At 60.0% G+C, this 24,259-nt stretch carries 22 protein-coding genes and 2 tRNA genes; 11 read left to right on the top strand and 13 right to left on the bottom strand.

Features of this window, described 5'->3' with window-relative positions; all coding sequences use genetic code 11:
• Positions 1-73: 73 nt before the first annotated feature.
• The gene (locus tag Q0877_RS13320; protein ID WP_299168588.1) at positions 74-784 is read left to right on the top strand and encodes a FadR/GntR family transcriptional regulator; all 711 of its coding nucleotides are present in this window, start codon (positions 74-76) and stop codon (positions 782-784) included.
• Between the two features lie 174 nt (positions 785-958).
• On the opposite strand, the gene Q0877_RS13315 is transcribed toward Q0877_RS13320, so the two are convergent.
• Both Q0877_RS13315 and Q0877_RS13310 read right to left on the bottom strand, forming a co-directional pair.
• Positions 959-1,612 (bottom strand): rhomboid family intramembrane serine protease, encoded by a 654-nt coding sequence (locus Q0877_RS13315; protein WP_367182176.1) that lies wholly within the window; start codon positions 1,610-1,612, stop codon positions 959-961.
• Between the two features lie 219 nt (positions 1,613-1,831).
• The gene (locus Q0877_RS13310; protein ID WP_299168586.1) at positions 1,832-2,374 is read right to left on the bottom strand and encodes a peptidylprolyl isomerase; all 543 of its coding nucleotides are present in this window, start codon (positions 2,372-2,374) and stop codon (positions 1,832-1,834) included.
• 153 nt (positions 2,375-2,527) lie between these two features.
• Here Q0877_RS13310 and Q0877_RS13305 point away from each other — a divergent pair, with 153 nt between their 5' ends.
• Together Q0877_RS13305 and Q0877_RS13300 are read left to right on the top strand one after the other, a co-directional pair.
• Positions 2,528-3,340, top strand: a complete 813-nt coding sequence (locus Q0877_RS13305) for a hypothetical protein (protein ID WP_299168585.1) — start codon at positions 2,528-2,530, stop codon at positions 3,338-3,340.
• Between the two features lie 107 nt (positions 3,341-3,447).
• Positions 3,448-4,293: a glycosyltransferase family 2 protein gene (locus Q0877_RS13300; RefSeq protein WP_299168584.1), complete on the top strand. Its 846-nt coding sequence runs from the start codon at positions 3,448-3,450 to the stop codon at positions 4,291-4,293.
• A gap of 46 nt (positions 4,294-4,339) precedes the next feature.
• Here the strand turns inward: Q0877_RS13300 and Q0877_RS13295 are convergent.
• From Q0877_RS13295 to dnaA, 11 genes are all read right to left on the bottom strand, one after another.
• Positions 4,340-4,412: transfer RNA gene (locus Q0877_RS13295), tRNA-Ala, on the bottom strand.
• Positions 4,413-4,457: 45 nt separating this feature from the next.
• Positions 4,458-4,574, bottom strand: coding sequence for a DLW-39 family protein (locus tag Q0877_RS13290; RefSeq protein WP_299168583.1), 117 nt, complete (start codon positions 4,572-4,574; stop codon positions 4,458-4,460).
• A 40-nt stretch (positions 4,575-4,614) separates the two neighbouring features.
• Positions 4,615-4,688 (bottom strand) — tRNA-Ile (locus Q0877_RS13285).
• Between the two features lie 84 nt (positions 4,689-4,772).
• Entirely contained in the window at positions 4,773-5,306 is a 534-nt protein-coding gene (locus tag Q0877_RS13280; RefSeq protein WP_299168582.1) for a DUF3566 domain-containing protein, read from the bottom strand.
• Positions 5,303-7,939 (bottom strand): DNA gyrase subunit A, encoded by a 2,637-nt coding sequence (gyrA, locus tag Q0877_RS13275; protein WP_299168580.1) that lies wholly within the window; start codon positions 7,937-7,939, stop codon positions 5,303-5,305. Before gyrA ends, Q0877_RS13280 begins: the two co-directional genes overlap by 4 nt.
• A gap of 81 nt (positions 7,940-8,020) precedes the next feature.
• Complete coding sequence (gyrB, locus tag Q0877_RS13270; RefSeq protein ID WP_299168664.1) at positions 8,021-10,057, bottom strand: DNA topoisomerase (ATP-hydrolyzing) subunit B; 2,037 nt, start codon at positions 10,055-10,057, stop codon at positions 8,021-8,023.
• Between the two features lie 266 nt (positions 10,058-10,323).
• On the bottom strand, positions 10,324-10,818 hold the full coding sequence (locus Q0877_RS13265; protein ID WP_299168663.1) for a DUF721 domain-containing protein: 495 nt from the start codon (positions 10,816-10,818) through the stop codon (positions 10,324-10,326).
• Between the two features lie 88 nt (positions 10,819-10,906).
• Positions 10,907-12,085, bottom strand: a complete 1,179-nt coding sequence (gene recF, locus Q0877_RS13260) for a DNA replication/repair protein RecF (RefSeq protein WP_299168662.1) — start codon at positions 12,083-12,085, stop codon at positions 10,907-10,909.
• Between the two features lie 17 nt (positions 12,086-12,102).
• Entirely contained in the window at positions 12,103-12,990 is an 888-nt protein-coding gene (gene gnd / locus Q0877_RS13255) for a phosphogluconate dehydrogenase (NAD(+)-dependent, decarboxylating) (RefSeq protein ID WP_299168578.1), read from the bottom strand.
• A 40-nt stretch (positions 12,991-13,030) separates the two neighbouring features.
• Positions 13,031-14,155 carry a DNA polymerase III subunit beta gene (gene dnaN / locus Q0877_RS13250; RefSeq protein ID WP_299168575.1) on the bottom strand — a complete coding sequence of 375 codons (1,125 nt, stop codon included), beginning with the start codon at positions 14,153-14,155 and terminating at the stop codon, positions 13,031-13,033.
• Positions 14,156-14,593: 438 nt separating this feature from the next.
• Positions 14,594-15,997: a chromosomal replication initiator protein DnaA gene (gene dnaA / locus Q0877_RS13245; protein WP_299168574.1), complete on the bottom strand. Its 1,404-nt coding sequence runs from the start codon at positions 15,995-15,997 to the stop codon at positions 14,594-14,596.
• A gap of 452 nt (positions 15,998-16,449) precedes the next feature.
• Between dnaA and rpmH the strand changes: the two genes are divergently transcribed.
• The 8 genes from rpmH (at position 16,450) to Q0877_RS13205 (ending at position 22,351) form a co-directional block, all read left to right on the top strand.
• Positions 16,450-16,587: a 50S ribosomal protein L34 gene (gene rpmH, locus Q0877_RS13240; protein ID WP_022892375.1), complete on the top strand. Its 138-nt coding sequence runs from the start codon at positions 16,450-16,452 to the stop codon at positions 16,585-16,587.
• A gap of 64 nt (positions 16,588-16,651) precedes the next feature.
• Positions 16,652-17,026 carry a ribonuclease P protein component gene (rnpA, locus tag Q0877_RS13235; RefSeq protein ID WP_299168572.1) on the top strand — a complete coding sequence of 125 codons (375 nt, stop codon included), beginning with the start codon at positions 16,652-16,654 and terminating at the stop codon, positions 17,024-17,026.
• On the top strand, positions 17,023-17,376 hold the full coding sequence (yidD, locus tag Q0877_RS13230; protein WP_299168570.1) for a membrane protein insertion efficiency factor YidD: 354 nt from the start codon (positions 17,023-17,025) through the stop codon (positions 17,374-17,376). Before rnpA ends, yidD begins: the two co-directional genes overlap by 4 nt.
• 13 nt (positions 17,377-17,389) lie before the next feature.
• Complete coding sequence (gene yidC / locus Q0877_RS13225; RefSeq protein WP_299168568.1) at positions 17,390-18,352, top strand: membrane protein insertase YidC; 963 nt, start codon at positions 17,390-17,392, stop codon at positions 18,350-18,352.
• Positions 18,349-18,891, top strand: a complete 543-nt coding sequence (locus Q0877_RS13220) for a R3H domain-containing nucleic acid-binding protein (protein WP_299168566.1) — start codon at positions 18,349-18,351, stop codon at positions 18,889-18,891. Before yidC ends, Q0877_RS13220 begins: the two co-directional genes overlap by 4 nt.
• Before the next feature lie 27 nt (positions 18,892-18,918).
• Complete coding sequence (gene rsmG, locus Q0877_RS13215) at positions 18,919-19,563, top strand: 16S rRNA (guanine(527)-N(7))-methyltransferase RsmG (RefSeq protein WP_299168661.1); 645 nt, start codon at positions 18,919-18,921, stop codon at positions 19,561-19,563.
• A 158-nt stretch (positions 19,564-19,721) separates the two neighbouring features.
• Positions 19,722-20,771 (top strand): ParA family protein, encoded by a 1,050-nt coding sequence (locus Q0877_RS13210; RefSeq protein WP_299168561.1) that lies wholly within the window; start codon positions 19,722-19,724, stop codon positions 20,769-20,771.
• A 95-nt stretch (positions 20,772-20,866) separates the two neighbouring features.
• Positions 20,867-22,351, top strand: a complete 1,485-nt coding sequence (locus tag Q0877_RS13205) for a ParB/RepB/Spo0J family partition protein (protein WP_299168559.1) — start codon at positions 20,867-20,869, stop codon at positions 22,349-22,351.
• Positions 22,352-24,259 lie beyond the last annotated feature (1,908 nt).

Here is a 24,259-nt window from a genome sequence, read left to right as displayed (position 1 = left end):
AAAGATAGCACCTTTAGTTTATTGTCGTCCCCGCCTATCCTGATCTCATCCTCCCCTCGGAAAGGTCTAAACAGTGGCGCTGTCCTCGCAAGATCCTGCACCGGCGGCAGCGGTGCTGTACAGCAGCATCATTGAGGAGCTTGGAAAAAGCATCGTCAGCGGCGAGCTGGCAGCGGGCGAACGGCTGACGATTGAATCGCTGCAGCAGCGGTTCGGTGTTTCGCGAACCGTGATCCGGGACTGCATGCGCATCCTGGAATCCATGAACCTGGTCTTCAGCAAGCGCCGGGTGGGAATCGTGGTGCAATCACCGCGCCAGTGGAACGTCTACGACGCCCGGATCATCCGTTGGCGGCTGGAGGGCGCCTCCCGTGCGCGCCAGTTCAAGAGCCTGACCGAACTGCGCTGTGCGGTCGAGCCGCTTGCCGCGGCAGGAGCAGCCCGCAACGCGACCGAGGAACAGCGTGCCGCCGTCGTCGACCTCGCCGGCCGGCTGCGCACCCTGGGCGAGGCAGGCCGGCTTGAAGAGTTTCTCAGCGTGGACATCGAATTTCACGCGCTGCTTCTGCTAGCCAGCGGCAACGAAATGTTCTCAGCTCTTGACGACGTCGTCACGGAGGTGCTGCGCGGCAGGACCAATCAGGGACTGATGCCCCGCACGCCGCGGGAACATGCCCTTGCCAGCCATGAAGCCGTTGCGGCTGCAATTGCCGAAGCCGATGCCACCGCAGCGGAAACGGCGATGCGCAGCCTGCTCGCGGAAGTACGGGACGCGATCACCTAGGAGAGAAGGTCCTGATTGCGTCATACACACGTTGTGCACCGAGTTATCCACAGCTGTGTGTAACTTGAGTTGTTCTTCCACGTTCGACCCCGAAAACACGGGGATATGCTTATCCACAGCTGTGGAATTACATGTGTGTAAGTTATCCCCGTTGTTGATAAACCCTGTGGAAAACTAGAACGGCAGCATGACCAGGTTGGCGCCCACGAAGGTCAGCACCACCAGTAGAATCGTCAGCGCAGCCATCCCGGACCACTGGATCAGTGAGCGCTTGGGACTGCGCGGCGTATAGGCAATAATTGCTGCGGCCGCGCTTCCCGCTAGAAGACCGCCGAGGTGTGCCTGCCAGGAGATTCCTGAAACCACAAACCCCAGCACGGTATTGATGGCGATCAACACCACCAGTTGACGCACGTCCCCGCCGCGTCGCCGCTGCACAATGAGCATGGCGCCAAAGAGCCCGAAGACCGCTCCGGACGCTCCGACGACTCCCTGCAGGGGATTGGTCAGCAGGAGGACAGCAACCGAGCCGCCGAACGCGGCGATCAGGTAGAGGGCAAGGAACCTCGCCCTCCCAAGCAGCGGTTCGAGGGCCTGCCCGATGATCCATAGCGCATACATGTTGAAACCGATATGGAGCAGGAACCCGGTCGAATGCAGGAACGCCGCAGTGATCATGCGCCACGGTTCCGGAGCGACGATGTCAGAGGTGTAGATACCCGCGTACGCCAAGGCGTCAGTAACTCCGGGGATCACGAGTTGGGCGAGGAAAAGAGCCACGCAGGCACCAATGAGGGTGAAGGTGACAAGCGGGCGTCCCTGCCGCACTGTTGCACCGAAGATAGTTCTGGTTGCAGGAGCGTTGTGCTGAGCCTCTTGCACGCAGTCAACGCACTGGATCCCGACGGCCGCCGGACGCTGGCATTCCGGGCAGGCAGGCCTGCCGCATCGTTGACACCGCACATAGCTCACCCTGTCGAGGTGGCGCGGGCACACGGGAACGTCCTGGCCCGGCTGACCCGCCGGGATTCCATAGGTCATGAGGCGTTATGCCTGCTCGATGGTGATGCTGCTGATGACGACGTCTTCGAGCGGACGATCGCGTCCATCCGTGGGAATGGCATTGAGCTGATCAACGATGGCACGGGAATCCTCGTCTTTCACCTCGCCGAAGATGGTGTGCTTGCCCTGCAGCCAGGTGGTGGGAACCGAGGTGATGAAGAACTGGGATCCGTTGGTTCCGCGGCCGTTCTGCAGACCGGCGTTCGCCATTGCCAGCTTGTAGGGGGTGGCGAAGTCGAGATCCGGGTTGATCTCGTCGTCGAACTTGTAGCCTGGCCCGCCGATCCCCTTGCCGAGGGGATCCCCGCCCTGGATCATGAAGTCCTTGATAACGCGGTGGAAGATGGTGCCGTCGTAAAGCGGTGCGTTCGTTTCTTCGCCGGTGCCCGGGTGGGTCCACGCGATCTCGCCCGTGGCGAGGCCGGTGAAGTTCTTGACCGTCTTGGGAGCGTGGTTGCCGTAGAGCTCTACCTTGATGTCACCGAGGCTGGTGTGGATGGTTGCGTGTGCAGTAGCGATAGCTGTCATGCGCTCCATTCTTCCACGCGGGTGCGTTGTTATCCCCTGAAGTACCGGGTTCCGCGCACAGTGAAAAAGCTGTGAAAAAAGTGTGCGGATAGCACGGACCTCGGGATAGCACGTAGGCTGACTAACAACAGTCACTATCCCCGGGAGGTAGTTGTGAAGAAATCCGAAAGCGTTGTCCGCACCATCGAGAACAACGTTCTGATGGGCGTCGGCACGGCACGTGATTGGGCCGTGCCGCGGGTGGACGCCGCAAAGGTGTGGGTCGCTCCGCGTATTGAACGAGGCATCGAAACGGCGTCACCGAGGATCCAGCAGGGTGTGAATCGTGCAACCCAGGGTTTGTCGGACGGCATCGCCGTGGTCACCCCTCGCATTCAGGGGAGCCTGGACCGGGTGGGGCCGCGCATTTCGCAGTTCGTCGACGGTACCGCACCGCGCATCCAGGGAACCCTGGACCGCGCAACTCCAGCCATCAACCAGGCACGTGATCGCGTCGTCACCGAGTACATTCCGGCCGTTTCATACCGGCTCGGGGATGCAGCGGACTCTGCGTCGCGCACGCTGGCCGCTGCCACCATCCCAGCCGGTGTTGCTGGTGTTGTCACCAGGGTGACCGGTGACAAGAAGGCTGTGAAGAAGTATCAGAAGGCTGCCGTTGTGGCGGCTCAGAAGGCTGCGAAGGATCTCAAGCGAAGCCAGCAGAGCAAGAGCAGCAAGGGCGGCAAGGGCTGGCTTATCGTCGGTATCATCGCCGCGGCCATCACCGCAGGCGTAGCCGTCTGGCGTGCATCCCAGCCAGTTGAGGATCCGTGGAAAACCCCCGCTCCAGTTGAGCCCAAGCCGGTTGCCGACATTGAGCACAATGACGAAGCCAAGAAGGCCGTCAATGACATCAAGGAAGCAGCGGATCGCGCGGCTGAGAAGTCGAACGACGACGACGGCGCACCGAAGGGTTCTGCCATCTAGTCCCTGCACCGCCCGAAAGCGGGAAGGATCCACCGAAGGGCGGATCTTTCCCGCTTTTTTCATGTCTGCCCCCCTGAGCATCACCGGCTGGTGATAGATTTACCGCCGTGCACCCCGAGAAGCCGTCCGTGTCGATCGTGATCCCGGCCTACAACGAGGAAGGCGTTATTCGCCAATGCCTCATCGCTGCCATCTACCAGTCCATGCCGGCGCACGAAATTCTGGTCGTCAATAACCGTTCGACCGACCATACAGCCGACGTGGTCCGCCAGATGCAGCTCGAGTACCCGGAGAGCCCTATCTATCTGCTCGAGCAGAATGAAGTGCAGGGCCTCATCCCTACCCGGAACTTCGGTCTGAACCACGCCACGGGCGACGTGCTGGGCCGGATTGACGCAGACTCCGTTCTGGAACCCGATTGGGTGGAAACCGTCCAGGCTGGCTTCACCGATCCCGAGGTGGCCGCTGCTACGGGTCCTGTCGTGTACTACGACATGCCGATGCGTCGATGGGGCCTCAAAGCTGACGACAAGATGCGCCAGCTCGTTCTCAAGCTCGCGCGCAACCAGTACCACTTCCTGTTTGGCTCGAATATGGCCCTTCGCAGGACGGCGTGGGAACAGATCCGGGACAGAACCTGCCTCGACGAGCAGGACCAGATGCACGAGGATATCGACATATCCCTGCATCTCGCGGAACAGGACCTGGTCATCCGCTATATTCCAGCCATGGTCAGCGGCATGTCGGCCAGGCGTCTTGAGAATTCGCCCAAGGACTACCGCTACTACGTCACGAGGTTTGACCGCACGTACCGTGCGCACGAGATCGACAAGACGGTTCTCAAGATTCCCATGCTGATTTTCATGTCGATCTACTATCCGGCGAAGGTCCTTCGCGCCGTACATACTGCTCGCACGGCCAGAACCACAACACCTCAGCGCCAGGAGCGTTAACCAACGAAGGGCTCCAGCCTTCCGGCTGGAACCCTTCGTCTTTCGGTGGAGGCACGGGGACTCGAACCCCGAACCCCCTGCTTGCAAAGCAGGTGCGCTACCAATTGCGCCATGCCCCCGTAAAACGGAACCTGATCAGTATACCCCGATCAGGGAGTGAAGTTTTACTCGACCGAATCGGTCGCGTTGCTCCACACTTCCTTGTCCTTCTCGGATTCCTGCCACCGCTTGTAGGCAAAGACACCTGCGACCGCAGCTGCAGCTACCAGCAACTTCTTCACAGTGCTCCTCCTTGCAGTTTCCTGCCGGTTTCAGGATCCGTGGGCGTACCAGGACTTGAACCTGGGACCTCTTCGTTATCAGCGAAGCGCTCTAACCGCCTGAGCTATACGCCCCCGTACCTCATCGGGCCGAGATACGACTTTACAGTAGGCCCTCAGCGATCTACAAATTGAGAGCCTAGCCCCGATTACAGCGGGTCAGTCGTCCGTGAGGGTGACACCAATGCCGCCCACAAGTGTGGATGAGATGTTGTACAGGACCGCTGCAAGCATTGCGAGAGCGGTCAGTAGGACAACATTCACGACGGCGATGATGGTGGCGAAGGAGACGACCTGACCGAGGGATGCGAACTGGCGAAGATCGAATCCTGCACCCTCCGACCCGGCAATCTCTCCGAGTAGCTGGTTAACCCGGTCGAAGATTCCCGTGAGGTCGAGAACTGTCCAGATCACAATCGCCGCAACAACCGTGACAATCCCCAGCGCTACGGAGAGCAGGAAGGACATCTTCAGCACCGACCACGGATCGATCTTGCTGACCAGGAGTCTGGCCTTGCGCGCCTTCGCCTTTGGAGCTGGTTTCACCAGCCCAGGTCGATTGCCGGCAGGCCGCGCGGCCGACGAGGCTGGCCGCTGGGTTGGGCGTGCAGGTGGGTTCACCCGAGGTCCTCCACCCGACGACCGGACAGCACTTCCCGCTGCCGCGCGCGGATTTGAGTTGGCAGAACTCACTCGGAACCTCCAATATCGCTTGACTCAGCATCAGGCTCAGCCGTTTCTTCTGACGACAACGGTACTTCATCTCCAGCGTCCGGTGCAGATACAACGTCTTCCACGCCGATCACTGGAATCTCGTCATCAACCGTGAGACCGCGTTCGGTATTGCGGGCGACGGCGATAATCCTGTCGGACTTGTCCGGCTTCGCGAAGATGACGCCCATGGTGTCCCGGCCCTTTGCAGGAACACCCGAAACAGCGGAGCGGACAACCTTTCCGCCGCCCATGACCACGAGGACCTCATCCTCTTCCTGAACGATGAGGGCACCGACGAGATCTCCACGGACCTCGGCGAGTTTGGCAACCTTGATGCCCAGGCCGCCACGGCCCTGTACCCGGTACTCATCCACTTTGGTCCGCTTGGCAAAGCCCCCCTCCGTCACGATGAAGACATAGGAATCATCACTGACGACATTGGCTGCAAGCAGCTCATCATCCGCCCTGAACTTCATACCGGTAACTCCCGAAGTGGCCCTGCCCATCGGACGAAGCGCGTCATCGGTGGCACTGAAGCGAAGGGATTGACCCTTTCGGGAGACAAGCATCATGTCATCGTTCTCCGACACCAGCTGGGCAGAGACCAGCTCGTCGCCGTCGCGCAGATTGATGGCAATGACACCCGCTGAACGGTTGGTGTCGTAATCCTCGAGCCTTGTCTTCTTGACCAGGCCGCGCTTGGTCGCGAGCACCAGATACGGCGACTGCTGATAGTCCCGCAGGTCCAGAACCTGGGCAATCTTCTCCTCAGGCTGGAACGCCAGCAGGTTCGCGACATGCTGGCCCTTGGCGTCACGCGCCGCTTCCACAAGCTCATAGGCTTTCGCGCGGTAGACGCGGCCAAGGTTGGTGAAGAACAACAGCCAGTGGTGCGTCGTGGTCACGAAGAAATGCTCGACGACATCGTCGCCCCGCAGCTGGGCGCCACGGATTCCCTTACCGCCACGTGCCTGCTGGCGATAGTTGTCGCTTCGGGTCCGCTTGACGTAACCGCCGCGGGTGATAGTGACCACCATCTCCTCTTCAGGGATGAGGTCTTCCATGCTCATGTCGCCGTCGTAACCCATGAGGATCTCGGTGCGGCGGTCATCACCATGCTTGTCGACAATCTCCTGCAGCTCGGTCGAGACAATCTCACGCTGCTGCACCTCGGAGGCGAGAATCTTCTTGTACTCGGTGATCTCTGATTCAAGCTTGGCATGCTGGTCCTGGATCTTTTGCCTCTCCAGGGCGGCGAGCCGGCGCAGCTGCATGTCCAGAATTGCCTGTGCCTGGATCTCGTCGATCTCCAGAAGGCCCATCAGGCCGTTGCGCGCATCCTCCACGGTCGAAGACCTGCGGATAAGGGCGATGACCTCATCGAGCGCATCAAGTGCCTTCAGCAGTCCGCGCAGGATATGCGCGGCTTCTTCGGCTTTACGCAGACGGTACTGGGTCCTGCGGACAATGACCTCGAGCTGGTGCGTAACCCAGTGACGGATGAACGCGTCAAGGCTGAGTGTCCGCGGCACCTCATCCACAATCGCAAGCATGTTCGCGCTGAAATTGTCCTGCAGCTGAGTGTGCTTGTAGAGATTGTTCAGGACCACCTTGGCTACGGCATCGCGCTTCAGGACGATGACGAGGCGTTGACCTGTGCGCCCTGAAGTTTCATCCCTGAGGTCAGCGATTCCCGAAACCTTCCCGTCCTTGACGAGATCGGCGATCTTGATAGCGAGGTTGTCGGGGTTGGCCTGGTAGGGCAACTCGGTCACGACCAGGCAGGTACGGCCCTGAATCTCCTCGACGTTGACCACGGCACGCATGGTGATTGAACCGCGGCCGGTCCGATATGCGTCCTCGATTCCCTTGTGGCCGAGGATCTGCGCACCGGTGGGGAAATCCGGGCCCTTGATGCGCTGGATGAGCGCCTCAAGCAGATCTTCCTTACTCGCCGTCGGGTTCTGCAGGTACCACTGCACACCGTCCGCAACCTCGCGCAGATTGTGCGGCGGGATGTTGGTGGCCATGCCCACCGCGATGCCCGAGGATCCATTGACCAGCAGGTTGGGAAAGCGTGACGGCAGGATAGTTGGTTCCTGGTTTTTTCCGTCGTAGTTGTCCTGGAAATCGACTGTCTCTTCGTCGATGTCACGGACCATCTCCATGGCAAGGGGAGCCATCTTGGTCTCGGTGTACCGGGGAGCGGCAGCGCCGTCATTGCCCGGCGATCCGAAGTTCCCCTGGCCAAGGGCCAGTGGATACCGCATGGTCCAGTCCTGGATCAGGCGAACGAGTGCATCGTAGATAGCACTGTCACCGTGCGGGTGGTACTGGCCCATGACCTCGCCGACAACACGCGCACACTTGTTGAACGAGCGGTCAGGGCGGTAGCCGCCGTCGAACATTGCATACAGGACGCGCCGGTGGACCGGCTTCAGACCGTCACGCACGTCAGGCAGCGCGCGACCGACAATGACCGCCATGGCATAGTCCAGGTAGGACCGCTGCATCTCTGTCTGCAGGTCCACCTGCTCGATGCGGTCCGTCAGCACGGCACCTTCAAGAGGCGTGCCGTCGCTCGGAACCTCAGGCGTTACTTCGTCACTCATCTAGTTCGTTCCATTCGTAAGTGCGTGTCAAAATCCGGTGACAAGATAGCTGCGTGCCCGGCCGGGTCTGCGCGACCTCGGTCAGATGTCGAGGAACCGTACGTCCTTGGCGTTCTGCTGGATGAAGTTGCGGCGTGACTCGACATCCTCACCCATCAGGACAGAGAAGATCTGGTCGGCTGCCGCGGCATCGTCCATGGTGACCTGCAGGAGAGTGCGGTTGTCGGGATCCATGGTGGTTTCCCACAGCTCCGTGTAGTCCATCTCGCCAAGGCCCTTGTAGCGCTGGATCCCGTTGTCCTTGGGAAGACGCTGGTTGTTGGCAAGGCCCATCTTGATCGTTTCGTCACGCTCACGGTCGCTGTACACATAGGAGTGCGCAGCATTGGACCACTTGATGCGATAGAGGGGCGGCTGTGCCAGGTACACATAGCCGTTCTCGATCAGCGGGCGCATATAGCGGAAGAGAAGCGTTAGCAGCAGCGTGGTGATGTGCTGGCCATCGACGTCGGCGTCCGCCATCAGCACGATCTTGTGGTACCGGGCCTTCTCAACGTCGAAATCCTCACCGATTCCGGCTCCGAAAGCGGTGATCATTGCCTGGACTTCAGTGTTGCTCAGGGCGCGGTCAAGCCGGGCACGCTCGACGTTCAGGATCTTCCCGCGCAATGGCAGGATGGCCTGAGTTTCGGGGTTGCGGCCGCGCACCGCCGAACCGCCCGCGGAGTCGCCCTCCACAATGTAGATCTCGGACTTCGAGGGATCCTTGGATTGGCAGTCCTTGAGTTTGCCGGGCATCCCACCGGACTCCAACAGGCCCTTGCGCCGCGTGGATTCGCGGGCCTTGCGCGCGGCAAGGCGGGCCTGGGCTGCCTGGATGGATTTGCGGATGACGTCGCGGGCCGGGCCGGGATTGCGCTCCAGCCAATCACCGAGCTGATCGGTGACCACTCGCTGTACGAAGCCCTTGGCTTCCGAGTTGCCCAGCTTCGTCTTGGTCTGTCCCTCGAACTGCGGTTCTGACAGCTTCACGGAGATGACGGCGGTCAGACCTTCACGGATGTCGTCACCCGTAAGGTTGTCATCCTTTTCCTTGATGATGTTCTTCTCGCGCGCATAGCGGTTGATCAACGACGTCATCGCTGCGCGGAAACCCTCTTCGTGGGTCCCACCCTCGTGGGTGTTGATCGTATTGGCGTAGGTATGAACACTCTCGGAATACGCCGTGGTCCACTGCATTGCCACTTCGACGGCGATGGACCGGTCGGAATCTTCGGTCTCGAACGCGATCACATCTTCATGGATGACGTCCACGCGCTTCGACGAATTCAGGTGCTTGACGTAGTCCAGCAAGCCGTTCTCGTACAAGTACTCCACATGCCGGTGTTTGTTCTCTTCGGCCTTTTCTGCCTCAGCATGAGCGGCGTCCGTAATCTCTTCGGTCTCCACCTCGGGAACGCGCTCATCCACAAGGGTGATACGCAGGCCCTTGTTGAGAAAGGCCATCTGCTGGAACCGCGCCCGCAGGGTCTCAAAATCAAACTCAACCGATTCAAAGATGGAAGCATCGGGGTAGAAGGTCTGCGTGGTTCCGGTCTCGGTGGTTTCCCCGCCCTTTTCGAGCTGCCCGACCGGCTTACCGCCGTCCTCGAAGGACTGTCTCCAAACGTGGCCTTGACGCTTGATTTCCGTGTCCACGCGGGAGGAAAGCGCATTCACAACCGAGATGCCAACTCCATGGAGGCCGCCCGAAACGGCGTACCCGCCACCGCCGAATTTGCCGCCCGCGTGCAGGATGGTCATGACCACCTCGACGGTGGGTTTGCCTTCGGTTGGGTGCATGTCGACCGGGATACCGCGGCCATTGTCGATAACCCGCACGCCACCGTCTGCCATTAGGGTCACCCTGATGTGATCGCAGTACCCGGCGAGCGCCTCATCCACAGAGTTATCCACAACTTCGTAAACCAGGTGGTGCAGGCCGCGCGGCCCAGTGGACCCGATATACATACCGGGCCGTTTGCGGACTGCTTCGAGTCCTTCAAGGACCGTGATGTCGCTTGCGCCGTAACCCTTGGGTGCGCCGGCGCCGGTCTCCGGCGATCCGGCAGATTCCACTTCGTTGTCGTTAGCCACGGACGCTGTCGACTCCTCGTTGTCCTAGTGTTGCCCAGTCTCAGAATGAAGGCATCCCGAAAAGGAATGCCTGCACGTTCCATTCTACCGTGCACGCCGCCACAACGGTGCCTCAAATGCCCTCTAGCACCGAATAAACCGTGATTTAAGCTCACGGCAGGGGGTCGCGTGGGGGCGTATACGTCCGCTGGGGTCCGCTCGACGCTGCACGCCGTCCAACAATGGGCTTCCGATTGTTCCGCTGCCGGCTACCCGTAGGTATCCCGAGGTCCGCGACCTCGAACCGATCGGCCGCCCTTTCGCCAGGATGGAGCGGATGGGCCAACGATCTTCATGGCCGTCACTACGCCGGTACCCAGCTCGTGCTCGAACCGCCGGAGCAGGTCCGGGCTGATCAGCCTGAGCTGCGTTGCCCAGGCGGTCGAATCGCACCGGACAAGAACTGTTGTTTCATGGAAACTTTCAGGCGTGCAGTGGGCAGCAATCTCCGGGCCCACCAATTCTGCCCATCGCGCCATGACTGAGCCGACAGCTACCGGAGAATTCCAGCCCCGCTCGCTCAGAAGCCGCCCGAAGACCGCGCCGACACCCTGAGGATCCCTTCCGGTGTAGGACTCCTGTCCCCTCGGGCGAGCAGCACCGGAACCAGTACGACGACGACGGGCCGCCGGCGCCCGAAGATCACCGCGCGCTATAGACGCGTCACGAAGGCGGTTCAACAGAAGCCGCGGTGCATCCTGCACCGGGGTTTCGCCGGCGTCGGCAGGAACGGGGGCGCCGTCGTCGTCGTTGGTGGGTACCGTTTTCGCCTCTGACCGCTTTGCCTTATCCTCAGGCCGGAACTTCACTGAAACCTCCCGGCACCACCTCGAACTGCCGGCCGTCCAGTGCGGCCGGGACATCGTCACCGACTGCTGCAGTCACAAGGACCTGCTCCGCGCCGACGACGACCGAGGCCAGTCGTTCCCGCCGGTCTGCGTCCAGCTCAGCGAATACATCATCAAGGATCAGAACGGGCGTCGATCCAGGAGTCCGGTCATCGTCGGTAAGAAGGTAATAGGATCCAAGGCGCAGCGCCAGGGCCATGGACCAGGTCTCCCCATGGGAGGCATACCCCTTGACCAGGGCACGCCCGAGCATGAGCTCCACTTCGTCGCGGTGCGGTCCCACGAGGGAGATCCCGCGCTCGGTTTCGCGCCGGCGCTGCTCAGCAATCGCGGTCAGAAACCGTTCGTTGATTGCTTCGACAGAGAGGGCGCTGAGGTCTTCGCCGGTGGCGGTGGAGTCAGCATCGTCATCTGAAACCGCACTGACCAGAGACGAGCGATACACGGCCGCAGCGATTTTGGAACCGTCCGTCAGCTCACGATAGGCCTGCTGCATGTGTGGCAGGAGCCTGGTCAGTACCGCAAGGCGGGCATGGAGCAGCTTCGACCCGACAGCAGCAAGATGCTGGTCCCACACTTCGAGGGTGGTCTCGTGAGCGTCAGTCAGCCTTCGCCCCCGAATCGACTTGAGCAGGGCATTGCGCTGTTTCAGGACCCGTTCATAATCCGCTCGCACACCAGCATGGTGTGGCACCAGCTGCACCATCAATTCGTCGAGGAACCGGCGTCTGTTGGAGGGGTCGCCCTTCACCAGTGCGAGGTCTTCCGGCGCAAACAGAACCGTTCGCAGTATCCCCGCAGCGACCCGGGCGCGCACAGGATTTGCGCGGTTGATGCGTGCACGGTTGGCGCGCTCGCCGTTGATCTCAAGCTCCACGCTCGTAGCCTGTGTTCCGCGCACGAGCCGTCCGCGCACCAGTGCCCGCTCTGCGTCGAAAGCGATGAGAGGTTTGTCTGTACTGACCCGGTGTGAGGATAGAGACCCCAGGTAGCCGATCGCTTCAACGATATTGGTTTTTCCTACACCGTTCGGTCCGACGAATACCGTCACACCTGGCTCGAGCGGGACCTCAAGCTGCGAATAGCTGCGGAAATCGGTCAGGGAAAGATGCTGGACATACACCACTTATCACTCATGCTTCAATTGCGGGGTGCGCGCACGGCGTGGCCGCCGAACTGGTTGCGCAGCGCAGCTACCATCTTCAGCGATGGCGCGTCCTCCTGACGTGAACTGAAGCGGGCGAAGAGCGCCGCAGTGATAGCGGGCGCTGCCACTTCGTTGGCGATCGCCTGTTCCACAGTCCAGCGACCCTCGCCGGAATCCTCAACGTACGCACCGACGTTGCTGAGTTTCGGATCTTCCTCCAACGCCTTGATCAGCAGATCCAGCAGCCAGGAACGAACAACCGTTCCCTTCTGCCAAGCGCGGAAGGTGCCGTGAACATCCTTGATGATGTCTTTCGCTTCAAGAAGTTCGTATCCTTCGGCGTACGCCTGCATCAGACCATATTCGATGCCGTTATGCACCATCTTCGCGTAGTGGCCGGCACCCGTCTCACCCACGTGAACGAAGCTTTCCTCGCGATCGCCTTCGGGCCGCAACGCGTCAAAGACCGGCATCACGCGCTCGACGTCGGCCTCTGATCCTCCGACCATCAGGCCATAGCCGTTCTCCAGGCCCCAAACACCACCCGATACTCCACAGTCAACGAAGGAAATACCCCTTTGGGCGAGCTCCGCGCTGTGCTCCTGATCTGTGCTGAACTTGGTATTCCCGCCATCGATCACCAAATCACCTTCAGCGAGTTTTGCGCCCAGCTCGGTGATTACCTGGTCGGTGACCTTTCCAGCCGGCACCATCACCCACACGACCCTCGGCGCGGGCAGTGCAGCGACAAGCTCATCGAGCGTTGCAACGTCGGATACTTCGGGATTCCGGTCGTAGCCGGTGACCTCAATACCGCGGGCACGCAACCGTTCCCGCATGTTGTGTCCCATTTTCCCGAGTCCGATCAGGCCGATGTGCATACTGTCCTCCATGGGGTTCGGTGCGGTGGGTGATGCGTTCCTACTGGTTCGGCAGCCTCACGGGCATCAGCAGGTATCTGTAGTCTTCACGGTCCTCGCCGGTGGCTTCTTCCTGTGCGGAAATGACGGCAGGCTTGGGCGGCGTGGTGAAGGAGAATCGCACGAAACGGCTGCTGAATGCTCCCAGTCCTTCGCTCAGGTAGTGCGGGTTGAATGCGACTGTGATGTCGTCGCCGTCGAGAGTTGCCTCGATCGCTTCAGATGCCTGGGCGTCCTCACCGGTTCCGGCGTCGAGGACCACCTGGCCGGCGCTGAACGCGAGACGCACGGGGGTGTTCCGCTCCGCAACCAGTGCCACGCGGCGTACTGCTTCGACCAGCTGGCTGGTTTCCACCGTTGCGTGGATTGGTGTGTTGTCAGGAAAGAGTGAGCGAATCTTCGGGTAATCCCCGTCGACCAGTAGTGACGTTGTGCGCCTGCCACCGCTTTCGAATCCGATCAGTTCGCTGTTGTCGGACAACGCAATCTTGAGGTCGCCGGATCCACCAAGCGTTTTCGCTACTTCGCTAAGGGTCTTGGCCTTTACCAGGGCGCTGGTGGAGATTCCGGGATTGGTGGGCTTCCAGGAGAGTTCACGCAGCGCGAGCCGATAACGGTCCGTCGCCAGGAACGTGATGAGGTCTTCCTCGATTTCCATGCGCACACCGGTGAGAATCGGCAGAGTGTCGTCGCGGCTGGCAGCGATGATGACCTGGGAAACGGCTTCAGCGAATGCATCGCCGTCGACGACGCCGCTGACGTCGGGGAGGGCAGGAAGCTCCGGGTACTCGGCTTCCGGCATGGTGGCGAGATTGAACCGGCTGTTACGGCAGGTGAGGGTTACTTTCGAGCCGTCCGTCGCGACTTCGACCGGTGCAGACGGAAGACTGCGGCAAATATCAGCGAGCAACCGACCGGAAACCAGGATTGTTCCTTCTTCGGCTACGTCCGCGGGTATCTCCAAGCGCGCTGAGATCTCGTAGTCGAAGCTGGCGAGGCTCAGACTGCCGGCGCCCGCCTTGATCAGCAAGCCAGAGAGCACCGGCACTGGAGGCCGCGGCGACAGGGAACGCGCTGTCCACGTTACGGCCTCAGCCAGGACATCGCGCTCGACTCGGAATTTCACTGAAGGGTGCCGCCTTTCGCGAGGTACATGGGAAGCCACTCATCCTCGCCTTTCGACAAAGGAGGACGCGTGGGCAAAGGTCAACTCTACTGAGTGACAGCTTAGCGCGACACAGTGGGCAGTCTTGCCGGGTGGTCGGGAGGGGAAATGTTATTTGGAAAGGATCGATGGACTAAGGATCAGTAGTGTTAATAACTCCTGTGGATACTGTGGATAACCGGGATGACCCGTGTGTTTCAGGCAGTGTTGCCTGTTGACAGGATGTGAACTCAGTCGACTGGGGCAGATGCTTCGTTGTGTATGAAACATCTTTGTTTCCAGCGGTCCACACCCCTGTGGGAGCTTGTCCTCATTAACGTCCACGGGAATCGCCTTGTTATCCACAATTCTTTCCACAGCTGTTAATTTCAGTTCGGCGAAGAGCCTTCCGCCTGGAGGCTACGATTCCTTGCGGTGGTGCTTGATGCGGTTGGTCAGCTCAGTGACCTGGTTGTAGATCGCGCGGCGCTCGGCCATCAGTTCACGGATCTTGCGATCGGCATGGATGACCGTGGTGTGATCCCGTCCGCCCAGCTCGTGACCGATCTTGGGCAGCGACATATCCGTCAGTTCCCGGCACAGATACATAGCTATCTGTCGAGCGGTGACGAGCGTGCGCGTCCGGGACTTGCTGCACAGGTCATCGAGCGTGATGTTGAAGTACTCGGCCGTCTGGGCCATGATCAGCGACGAAGTGATCTCTTGCGCGCCGTCGTCGGTGATGAGGTCTTTGAGGACTATCTCAGCGAGATTCTCATCGACCGCCTGGCGGTTCAGGCTCGCGAATGCGGTAACCCGGATCAGGGCACCCTCCAGTTCACGGATGTTCGTTGAAATCTTCGACGCGATGTACTCGAGCACTTCGTCAGGTGCGCTCATTCCTTCGCTGATTGCCTTTTTGCGGAGAATCGCAATCCGGGTCTCGAGTTCCGGCGGCTGGATGTCGGTGAGCAGTCCCCACTCGAACCGTGAACGCATCCGTTCCTCGAAGCCCGACATCTGCTTGGGAGGCAGATCCGAGGTGATGACCACCTGCTTGTTGTGGTTGTGCAGCGCGTTGAAAGTATGGAAAAACTCCTCCTGCGTGCGGTCCTTGCCGCTCAGGAACTGGATGTCATCGATCAGGAGGATGTCAACGTTGCGATAGGTCTGTTTAAAGCTCGTTCCTTCATCGTCACGGATCGAGTTGATGAAGTCGTTGGTGAATTCCTCGGAGTTGACGTATCGGACGCGGATGCCTGTATAGAGATGGCGGGCATAGTGTCCGATGGCGTGGAGCAGGTGGGTTTTTCCCAATCCTGAATCCCCGTAGATGAACAGGGGATTGTACGCCTTTGCCGGTGCTTCCGCTACAGCTACAGCTGCTGCATGTGCGAATCGGTTCGACGAACCGATGACGAACGTATCGAAAACGTACTTCGGGTTCAGGCGCCCGAACTCATGGGAGTTGCTCGGAGGGGTAGGCGACGGCGCCTGCTCCCGCTGGGTACTTTCGTCCGGGACCTCCTCGGGCTCCTCTTCGATGACCGGAGTAAGGTCCGAATCGATAACGAATGCGCATTGGATCTCTTCCCGGAACACGTCCCGAAGGGCATCATTCAACGGGCTTTTCAGCTGGCTTTGAAGAACCTCGCGGGTCAGTTCGTTGGGAACCGCTACAAGGAGGGTGGTGCCGATCAGTCCCTGTGCCTGGGCGAGTACAACGAAACCGCGCTGGCGTGGAGATATCCGTTCGTCCTGTTCAAGCGTGCGAATCACCTTGCGCCAGGAGCTGCCTACATCGTTGATCTCGTCGGTACTCACTCGCGTCCTCAATTGAAGTTCAAAACAGGTGTCCAGGCCGTGTTGGGGCACTCATCCACAGAGTTATACACAGCACGTGGATAAATGCGTCATCCGGCAACAGTAGACGATGAAAAGTCCACAGGACAGCTGGAACCCCACCTGTGGATAATGATCACAACAAGGTCCCTGCGAGCTGCTTTCTGCAGCGTGCGGCTCGCCAGTTGTCCACAGAGTTTCCGCAGACCTGCGCTTCAGGCAGACCTGCCTCCGGTTTGACCGTCGTGCACCCGGTGCCCTAACGTTATGTAGTCCTTTATGTCTGCATTTCGCATGCCTCCGTACCGTCAGCCACGTGCTGAACAGTATGCCGGGGTAAGCCAAGGTGGACGTACTACAACTTCATTGCGCCAGCCCGTTCTTCCCCCTTGTTGCAACGGCAGCGCATGCCAAGAACGTTCTGGAGTATCACAGTGAGCAAGCGGACCTTTCAGCCGAATAACCGCCGTCGTGCCAAGAAGCACGGTTTCCGTCTTCGCATGCGGACCCGTGCCGGTCGTGCCATTCTGTCCGCGCGCCGCGGCAAGGGACGCACCGAGCTTTCGGCTTAACCTCAGTTAATCCGTCCGCCGGCGCTGGCCAACCAACGGCGCCCTGACCGTCACGGAGCTCCAGGTGCTGTCTACCGCCCACCGAGTTCGGACGGCAACAGATTTCTCTCACACCGTACGTTCCGGTGCCCGGTCAGGGTGCCGGAACTTGGTGTTATATGCGGTAGGAACCGGAACGGGTACGCCTTCACGGTTCGGCTTCATCGTCTCAAAGAGTGTGGGGAACGCTGTCACACGGAACCTCGTTAAGAGGAGACTGAGAGAAGCAGCAGCGTCAGCGCTCGCTCAGCGACCGGTCGGACTCGATGTTGTAGTTCGGGCGTTGCCCCCGGCGGCGTCTGCGAGTTGGTTTGACCTCAGCTCCGATTTTGAGCGGTGTCTGGCATCGAGTGTAAAGCGGTTCAGTAAGAGCGGCGGCAGAAAGGAAGACGGCAAATGACAGCGGATCATTCGCCGTCGAACTTGTCTCGGCTTGCTTCGCTGCCCCGCGCCGTCCTCATCGGGCTTCTGGTGGGATACCGCCGCGTGATCTCACCTCTGTACGGGCCGGTATGCCGCTTTTTCCCTTCCTGCTCGGCGTACGCGCTCGAGGCAGTGGTGGTGCACGGTGCGCTGAAGGGTTCCTGGTTCGCTGCCAGGCGGCTATGTCGCTGTCACCCCTGGAACGACGGCGGAGTAGACCATGTGCCTTCCGGGGGACGACGTTTTGCATCCGGTGAAGAACCACAGATTGTAGTGCTGAATCACCCGGTGATTCCTGCAGATGAGGAAAGCCGCCCAGCGGCCTGAGGAGCAACAGATTATGGATTTCTTCGAGACGATTCTCCTGCCCTTCCGCTGGCTGGTGTCCTGGGTTATGTGGGCCTTCCACGAAGGATTCACCTTCCTCGGAATGGAAGCGGCCTCGGGCTGGACCTGGACACTGTCCATTGTTGGCCTCGTGGTGGTGATCCGTGCCGCGTTGATCCCGGTCTTCGTCAAGCAGATCAAGGCGCAGCGCGGAATGCAGGCCCTGCAGCCAGACCTTAGGAAGCTGCAGCAGAAGTACAAGGGCAAGACGGATCAGCTCTCGCGCCAGGCAATGACGCAGGAGCAGATGGCCCTATACAAGAAGCACGGAACAAACCCGTTTGCTGCCTGTCTGCCGATCCTGATCCAGATGCCGTTCTTCTTCGCCCTGTTCACAGTTCTAAATGGCGTATCGTCTGCAAGCCGGGATGGCGAAGGAATCGGCGCACTCACGGTAGAGGACGTCCGTCAGTTCGATGCCGCCGAGATTTTCGGGGCTCCGCTCTCCTCATCCCTCCTTCACGGTTGGGGTACCCCTGGGCATGGTTCTGTGGCCATCCTCTCCATCATCATGATTCTGGCAATGACTGCCTCGCAGTTCATCACGCAGAAGCAGATCATGGCGAAGAACATGTCCGAAGAGGCGATGCAGAGTCCCTTCATGCGTCAGCAGAAGATCATGCTGTACATCCTGCCGCTGGTCTTCGGCGTTGGTGGTATCAACTTCCCCATTGGTGTGCTGATCTACTGGACCACCACCAACCTGTGGACTATGGTGCAGCAGTTCTACGTCATCAGGCGGATGCCCACGCCTGGATCTCCCGCCGCTAAGGCCCTGGCTGAGCGCCGGGCAAAGAAGGGCCTCCCCATGGTCCCTTTGCTTGGTGAGAAAAAGAGTGAGCCGGCGGTTGAAGCAGTGACACCACCCCGAGCTCAACGAGTACAGCCTCAGCGCAAGAACAGGAAACGCAAATGAGTACTGACAACATGCAGGAAGAGACGCTCGAGACGGAGAACGAGGACACGGTTGGCAAGGACGGAGGAGGTCCAGCCGAGGACGAAGGCGACGTAGCAGCGGACTATCTCGAGGAACTCCTCGACATTGCCGACATAGACGGCGACATCGACATTGAGGTGCGGAACGGGCGTACCTACATCTCCATAGTGTCGGAAGATAACGATGCACAGGGGCTGCAGGCTCTCGTCGGTCGGGACGGTGAGGTACTGGAAGCCCTGCAGGAACTGACACGTCTTTCCGTGCTCACGTCGACTGAGCACCGCTCGCGCCTGGTTCTGGATATCGACGGCTTCCGCGATTCCCGTAACAAGGAACTGCGCGAGATTGCAGAGCAGGCAGTTGCCAAGGTGAAGTCGGCTGGCGACGCAGTAGCGCTGGCGCCGATGTCTGCCTATGAACGCAAGATCGTTCACGACATCGTGGCTGATCTCGGCATGGTCAGTGAATCCGAGGGCGAGGGTTCGCGGCGCCACATCGTTGTGTCGGCGGAGTCCTGACGTCTGCCTGTCTTTGCCGGAGGAGGGATTGCCTTGACGATTGAGATTGGCACCAAGGAGCTTGAGGCTGCGCGCAGCATCTTCGGTGAGCGCCTGACACTTGCCGAGCGATTCGTGGAGCACCTTGCAACTTCCGGAATTGAGCGTGGCCTGCTCGGACCACGTGAGGTACCCCGCTTGTGGGACAGACATGTGCTGAACTGCGCCGTGGTAGGTGAGTTGATACCCGCAGACGCCCGTGTAGCCGATGTTGGCAGTGGCGCCGGCCTTCCCGGATTGGCTCTTGCCATAGCGCGCCCGGATGCAACGTTCTACCTGATAGAGCCTCTTGAGAGAAGAGTGAACTGGTTACGCGAAGTGACCGACGATCTTGGTTTGACCAACGTTGAGATCTTTCGCGGACGGGCCGAGCAAGCGGTGGGTAAGTTCTCGGTGAATGTTGTGACTGCGCGTGCTGTTTCAGCGCTTTCCGGCCTTGCCTCACTAACCATTCCCCTTCTGAAGGGGTCTGGTGAGGTCCTGGCCATCAAGGGTCGCAGCGCACATGAGGAAGTGGAAAAGGCGGCCAAGATCATTCGTCGCCTGGGCGGCAAGAGCACCAGCGTTGAGACGGTCGGGGGCTCGCTTCTTGAGGAGCCGACGACGGTAGTCCGCATCGTCGTCGTGCGCTGACTTCCGATTGAGAGGGAAGTTCCGCACTCGTCGGATAGTCTGCCCGAGTATTTCGATCACACCGGATAACCTAGAGTGGACCCATCCGGTACCAGAAAGTGAGCGAGGCGCTTGTGACGAAGAATTCTGCCACGCGACGTGAGCAGCCTACGTCGACGATGACTTCTTCTCTGGCTATCACTATCGCCGATATTCAACCGGAAGTGTTTTCAAACCCCATAAACACAGGCATTGTTTCACGTGAAACAGTGGCAGTGCACGGGGTAATCGATTCGAGTCAGGCCACAAGAGTGAAATCGAATGGAAATGCCAAGAACGTGATGGACGTTCTGGACGACAGCACCCCTCTAGCGCGCGAGCTGGCGTCCGAGACCCGACGCCGCGAGAAGTTGTTGGGACGGAAGCTTCGCCGGCCAGCCGAGACGCGTGTTCTCACGGTAAGTAACCAAAAGGGCGGTGTGGGTAAGACAACCACCACGGTCAATCTGGCCGCTGGCCTCGCATCGGCGGGTTTGAACGTGCTCGTCATCGACATTGACCCGCAAGGGAACGCCTCCACCGCGCTGGGCATCGAGCACCACGCGGAAGTAGACAGTATCTATGACGTGCTCATCGATGACCTGCCGTTATCCGGCGTTGTTGCACCCTGCCCTGACGTCCCTAATTTGATCTGTGCGCCGGCGACAATTCATTTGGCCGGCGCTGAAATCGAGCTGGTGTCCCTTGTCGCTCGCGAGCAGCGCCTTCGTCGTGCGATCGATCTCTATGCGAAGGAGCGCGCGGAGAATGGGGAGGAGCGACTGGACTACATCTTCATTGATTGCCCGCCCAGCCTCGGCCTACTGACCGTGAACGCGTTCGTCGCGGCGCGGGAAGTACTTATCCCGATCCAGTGCGAGTATTACGCCCTTGAAGGGTTGAGCCAGCTTCTCAAGAACATTGAGATGATTCAGAAGCATCTCAACGCTGAGCTGGTTGTCTCTACTATCCTGCTGACGATGTACGACGGGCGCACCAATCTCGCTGCCCAAGTTGCCGCAGAGGTTCGCGAACACTTTCCTGACCAGGTGTTGAAAGCTGTAGTACCTCGGTCAGTACGAATATCCGAGGCTCCGAGCTACCAGCAGACGGTGCTCACCTACGATCCCTCCTCGAGTGGCGCGCTGTCCTATCTTGAGGCTGCAGCAGAAATAGCTGAACGCTCCTAGAGAGCGCCTTCCTGCGTGGCGGTGTCCCCCGCAGTAGACTGAACGCGTTATCAATCGCTGCAGTTTGTCTGCTCTCCTTCGAGAGGAACCGTTTCATGCCCGAGAAGCGTAGGGGTCTAGGTCGAGGACTCGGCGCGCTCATTCCGAGTAGCGCAGAGCAGCAGGGCGATACCGCCGGCAACACGAGCACGAGGGTGGCTGAGCGAGGCCGCCCGGTGGACCTCTTCTTCCCCTCCGCTGGGTCCAAGAGTGTCGCCGATCAGGGAGCTGGCGGCGGCGAAGAGGAACGTTCTTCGCGCTCGACCGGCAGGTCGTCGATCAACAAGGAAGCGCTCACGGCGCCGTCCAAGAGGACCAATGGACGGGGCCAGACGGCTTCGAAAAGGCCCTCGACGACGAAAGCTAAGAAGCCCGTGGATGGGACGCCCGGGGCTAAGGTCGCCGCACAGCCTGTTGAGGCGGCAGATCGAGAACCGATCGTCGATGAGTCAGTGGCCATAGAGCAGACTATTGTTGAGCCGGCACTCGAGAAGTCAGCTGTCCTCGAGCCGGTCATCAAGGATTTGACTGTCACCGACCCGATTGCTGAGGAGGCGGCTGCGACCGAGCCCGACGTTGATCCCGCGGTGGAAGATCATGTCTCGCCGTCGGCGGACGCTGAGGCAGAATCCGGTGGCGCTGAGGAGAATGATCCGGAGGTAGCTTCGGGTTCTCGAGAAACCAGTGGCGAGGGCGCGGAAGACGTTTCACGTGAAACGCTGCGGGAGGTACCCGGGGCCCGGTTTGCCGAGCTGGCCATTGACTCCATCCACCCAAATCGAAAGCAGCCACGTACGGTCTTCGATGAGGACGAGATGGCTGAACTGGTGCACTCAGTCCGTGAGATCGGAGTGCTGCAGCCTGTAGTGGTTCGCATTTCGCCGGAGGGCGGAGAACATAGCTATGAGCTGGTTATGGGGGAACGGCGGTGGCGCGCATCAAAGGAAGCCGGGCTTGATTCCGTTCCGGCGATCATTCGCGACACCACCGATGATGATCTACTCCGCGACGCACTCCTCGAGAACTTGCATCGTAGTCAACTGAATCCGCTTGAGGAAGCCGCTGCATACCAGCAGCTCCTGGAAGATTTCGGTTGTTCTCAGGAGGAGCTCGCCACGCGGATCGGTCGTTCTCGTCCGCAGATCTCAAATACTCTGAGGTTGATGAAGCTACCGCCGCTTGTGCAGCGACGGCTGGCAGCAGGGGTACTCAGCGCTGGCCACGCACGGGCGCTCCTGGGCTTGTCTGATCCGGCTGAAATGGAGAAGCTCGCGCAGAGGGTGGTTGCAGAGGGTCTTTCAGTTCGTTCGACAGAAGAAGCCGTCGCGATGAGCGACGGATTGCGTCGACCAAGTAAGCCCAGCACTCCTCGCGCCGGTGCGCGTCACGAGAGACTCGATTACCTCGCCACGTCGCTCTCGGATCGTCTGGACACCAACGTAAAGATAACTTTGGGTGCCAAAAAGGGTCGGGTCAGCATCGAGTTCGCTAGCGTCGATGATCTCAATCGAATCATGGGCGTTCTTTCTCCCACCCCGTAGGTCCGAACACTTAAGGAGTCGGCGCCGTTTCACGTGAAACGGCGCCTCTTCTGTGGGCTGTGTCAGTAGACCAGGTCGGATCTCCCTGCAACGCGTCGAAGTCACAACCATCGAGGCCACCCGGGAATTGGGCCTGCTAAGGCGTGACGGTGGTCTTGGAGGAGGGTATGCGCCTGACATATCCAGATGAGACGGCGTTGTAGTGATTGTCAGCGCGCTCGTCACTCAGAGTGCGCTCTCTAAAGCTCATGTAGGTGATAGATCTTCGCTCGTTCCCATTCGCGGCGGCTGACTCTCGCTGCCGTACTGACCGGGGTTCATTCACGTTGGTCGATCGTGATCGAGCCTGATGCGCCCGCGGGAGGGAATCCGGAGGATCCGGCCCGTTTCACGTGAAACAGTATCGAGTGGCGGTGTGCCGGGACGCGCTCAGACAGCGACCGGCCGTTGGTTGGGGTCCCCGAGGCAGCGTGTCGAGGAACGTTCGGTGGATCGCATAGTGCAAGGCTTGGGAGAGGCGAGGGGTAATGAGCTGATCGGACGGTCGATTGGCTTGTGGCCGCGAGAATGTCGCCCACTGGTGGGTCCCGCTGCACCGCGCACTTCTCAATTTACGACACGGTCAAACGCCCTTCGGCACAAGTGGTGGATCTCAGTTATACCCCCGCCGGCTCACGCGACGGGAGATCCGCAATCCCAGGAGAGTCGGGTACCTCGGCTTCCAGGAAAGCCGGCTACGTCGACTTCGGCTTTCCTAATCGCGCGCGAACTGGTGTGCCTGTTCTGCACGCTAAGTGGTTACTACGCGAGAACCGACGCGAGTAATCTCTTACTTGTTGCGCCCGTGCGTGGTCAGCGCATCTCTTGATTGACCAAACATCGACCCCTACGGGTAAGGGTGTTTCACGTGAAACACAGTGTTCGTGCGCGCCCTATTTGGCGGCTAGCGTCTGGAGCACATTATGACGACCTGTGTTCGGTCAGGGGCGAAGGGCACGTGACGGACGCGGCCCACATTCGTCTGCGAACTCGTCCGAGCGACGAAAGGGCCGCCGCCGACAACGACTATCCGGCACGAGCATGACCGCGTGGTACTCGCCGCGCCCCCCGCACTTCTGCAGGGCGAAGCTGCCAGTTCATTCGTGGGCTCGAGCTGCTCGTGTCCTTAGCGGGGTCTGGGAGCAACTATTGGCTTTGCTCCCCGCTAGTAGCAGCGTCTCCCCAGCAGCGACGCGAACCAACCATCGCAAGCTGGCCGGTCGGACGCCCGTGTGTTGGTCCGTCCTAACGTCAGTGACCAGCGCCGCCGCGGGTGCTGTTTCACGTGAAACGCTTGCCGTGGTCGGCCTGGAGGGGTCAAGATCGGCTATCGAGGGACAGATCCGACAGGAGTTGTGCGCGATCGGACGTTCACGCTCCTGGCTTAGATGACATTGCGCTACCCGTGCGTGGTTTAACCATCTGGTGATGTCGATGCTACGTTTAGCTGCCGTCGGCATCGCCCTGGTGTCCAGTCAGGACAATAAGGTTTGTGAACGAACGCGAGCTATCAGGAGCAACCGCCTGGTTGAAGGCCTTCTCAAGAGTCGACCCAGTATCAGTGCCGTGCCACTATCGCTTGAAGGAAGCAAGCCCGCGCGGCGCCCCGAGCTGCTGAGGGCGAATTTCCTCTTATCCGGAGGTTGGTGCGGCGTTGGGGTGTCCGTTCTCGATTAGAACTTCGTTTCGATGGAGAGTGCTTATGACGGTTTCACGTGAAACCTCAGCTTGTAATTCGGGCTATAAGGTTGCCCGGTTAGAAGCCCTTCTCCACCCTTGACGGGTGCCGGACAGTAGTGCCCCTTAGAGTGGTGTAACGCCCGCCGGTGACCCGGCACCGCCCCGCAACGGGGCGCGGTCACCGTGTGC

Origin of the sequence: uncultured Arthrobacter sp., assembly GCF_947495145.1 — a bacterium.
Classification (GTDB): domain Bacteria; phylum Actinomycetota; class Actinomycetes; order Actinomycetales; family Micrococcaceae; genus Arthrobacter_D.
The sequence above is the reverse complement of the archived record's forward strand: the minus strand, read 5'-3'. Positions and strand labels throughout refer to the sequence as shown.

Bases quoted from the DNA above. Each gene is read 5' to 3' on its own strand.
- gyrA (WP_299168580.1), bottom strand. From the start codon at position 7,939: ATGAGTGACGAAGTAACGCCTGAGGTTCCGAGCGACGGCACGCCTCTT.
- Q0877_RS13205 (WP_299168559.1), top strand. From the start codon at position 20,867: ATGCCCGAGAAGCGTAGGGGTCTAGGTCGAGGACTCGGCGCGCTCATT.
- Q0877_RS13220 (WP_299168566.1), top strand. From the start codon at position 18,349: ATGAGTACTGACAACATGCAGGAAGAGACGCTCGAGACGGAGAACGAG.
- Q0877_RS13210 (WP_299168561.1), top strand. From the start codon at position 19,722: ATGACTTCTTCTCTGGCTATCACTATCGCCGATATTCAACCGGAAGTG.
- yidD (WP_299168570.1), top strand. From the start codon at position 17,023: ATGACAGCGGATCATTCGCCGTCGAACTTGTCTCGGCTTGCTTCGCTG.
- Q0877_RS13310 (WP_299168586.1), bottom strand. From the start codon at position 2,374: ATGACAGCTATCGCTACTGCACACGCAACCATCCACACCAGCCTCGGT.
- yidC (WP_299168568.1), top strand. From the start codon at position 17,390: ATGGATTTCTTCGAGACGATTCTCCTGCCCTTCCGCTGGCTGGTGTCC.
- gnd (WP_299168578.1), bottom strand. From the start codon at position 12,990: ATGCACATCGGCCTGATCGGACTCGGGAAAATGGGACACAACATGCGG.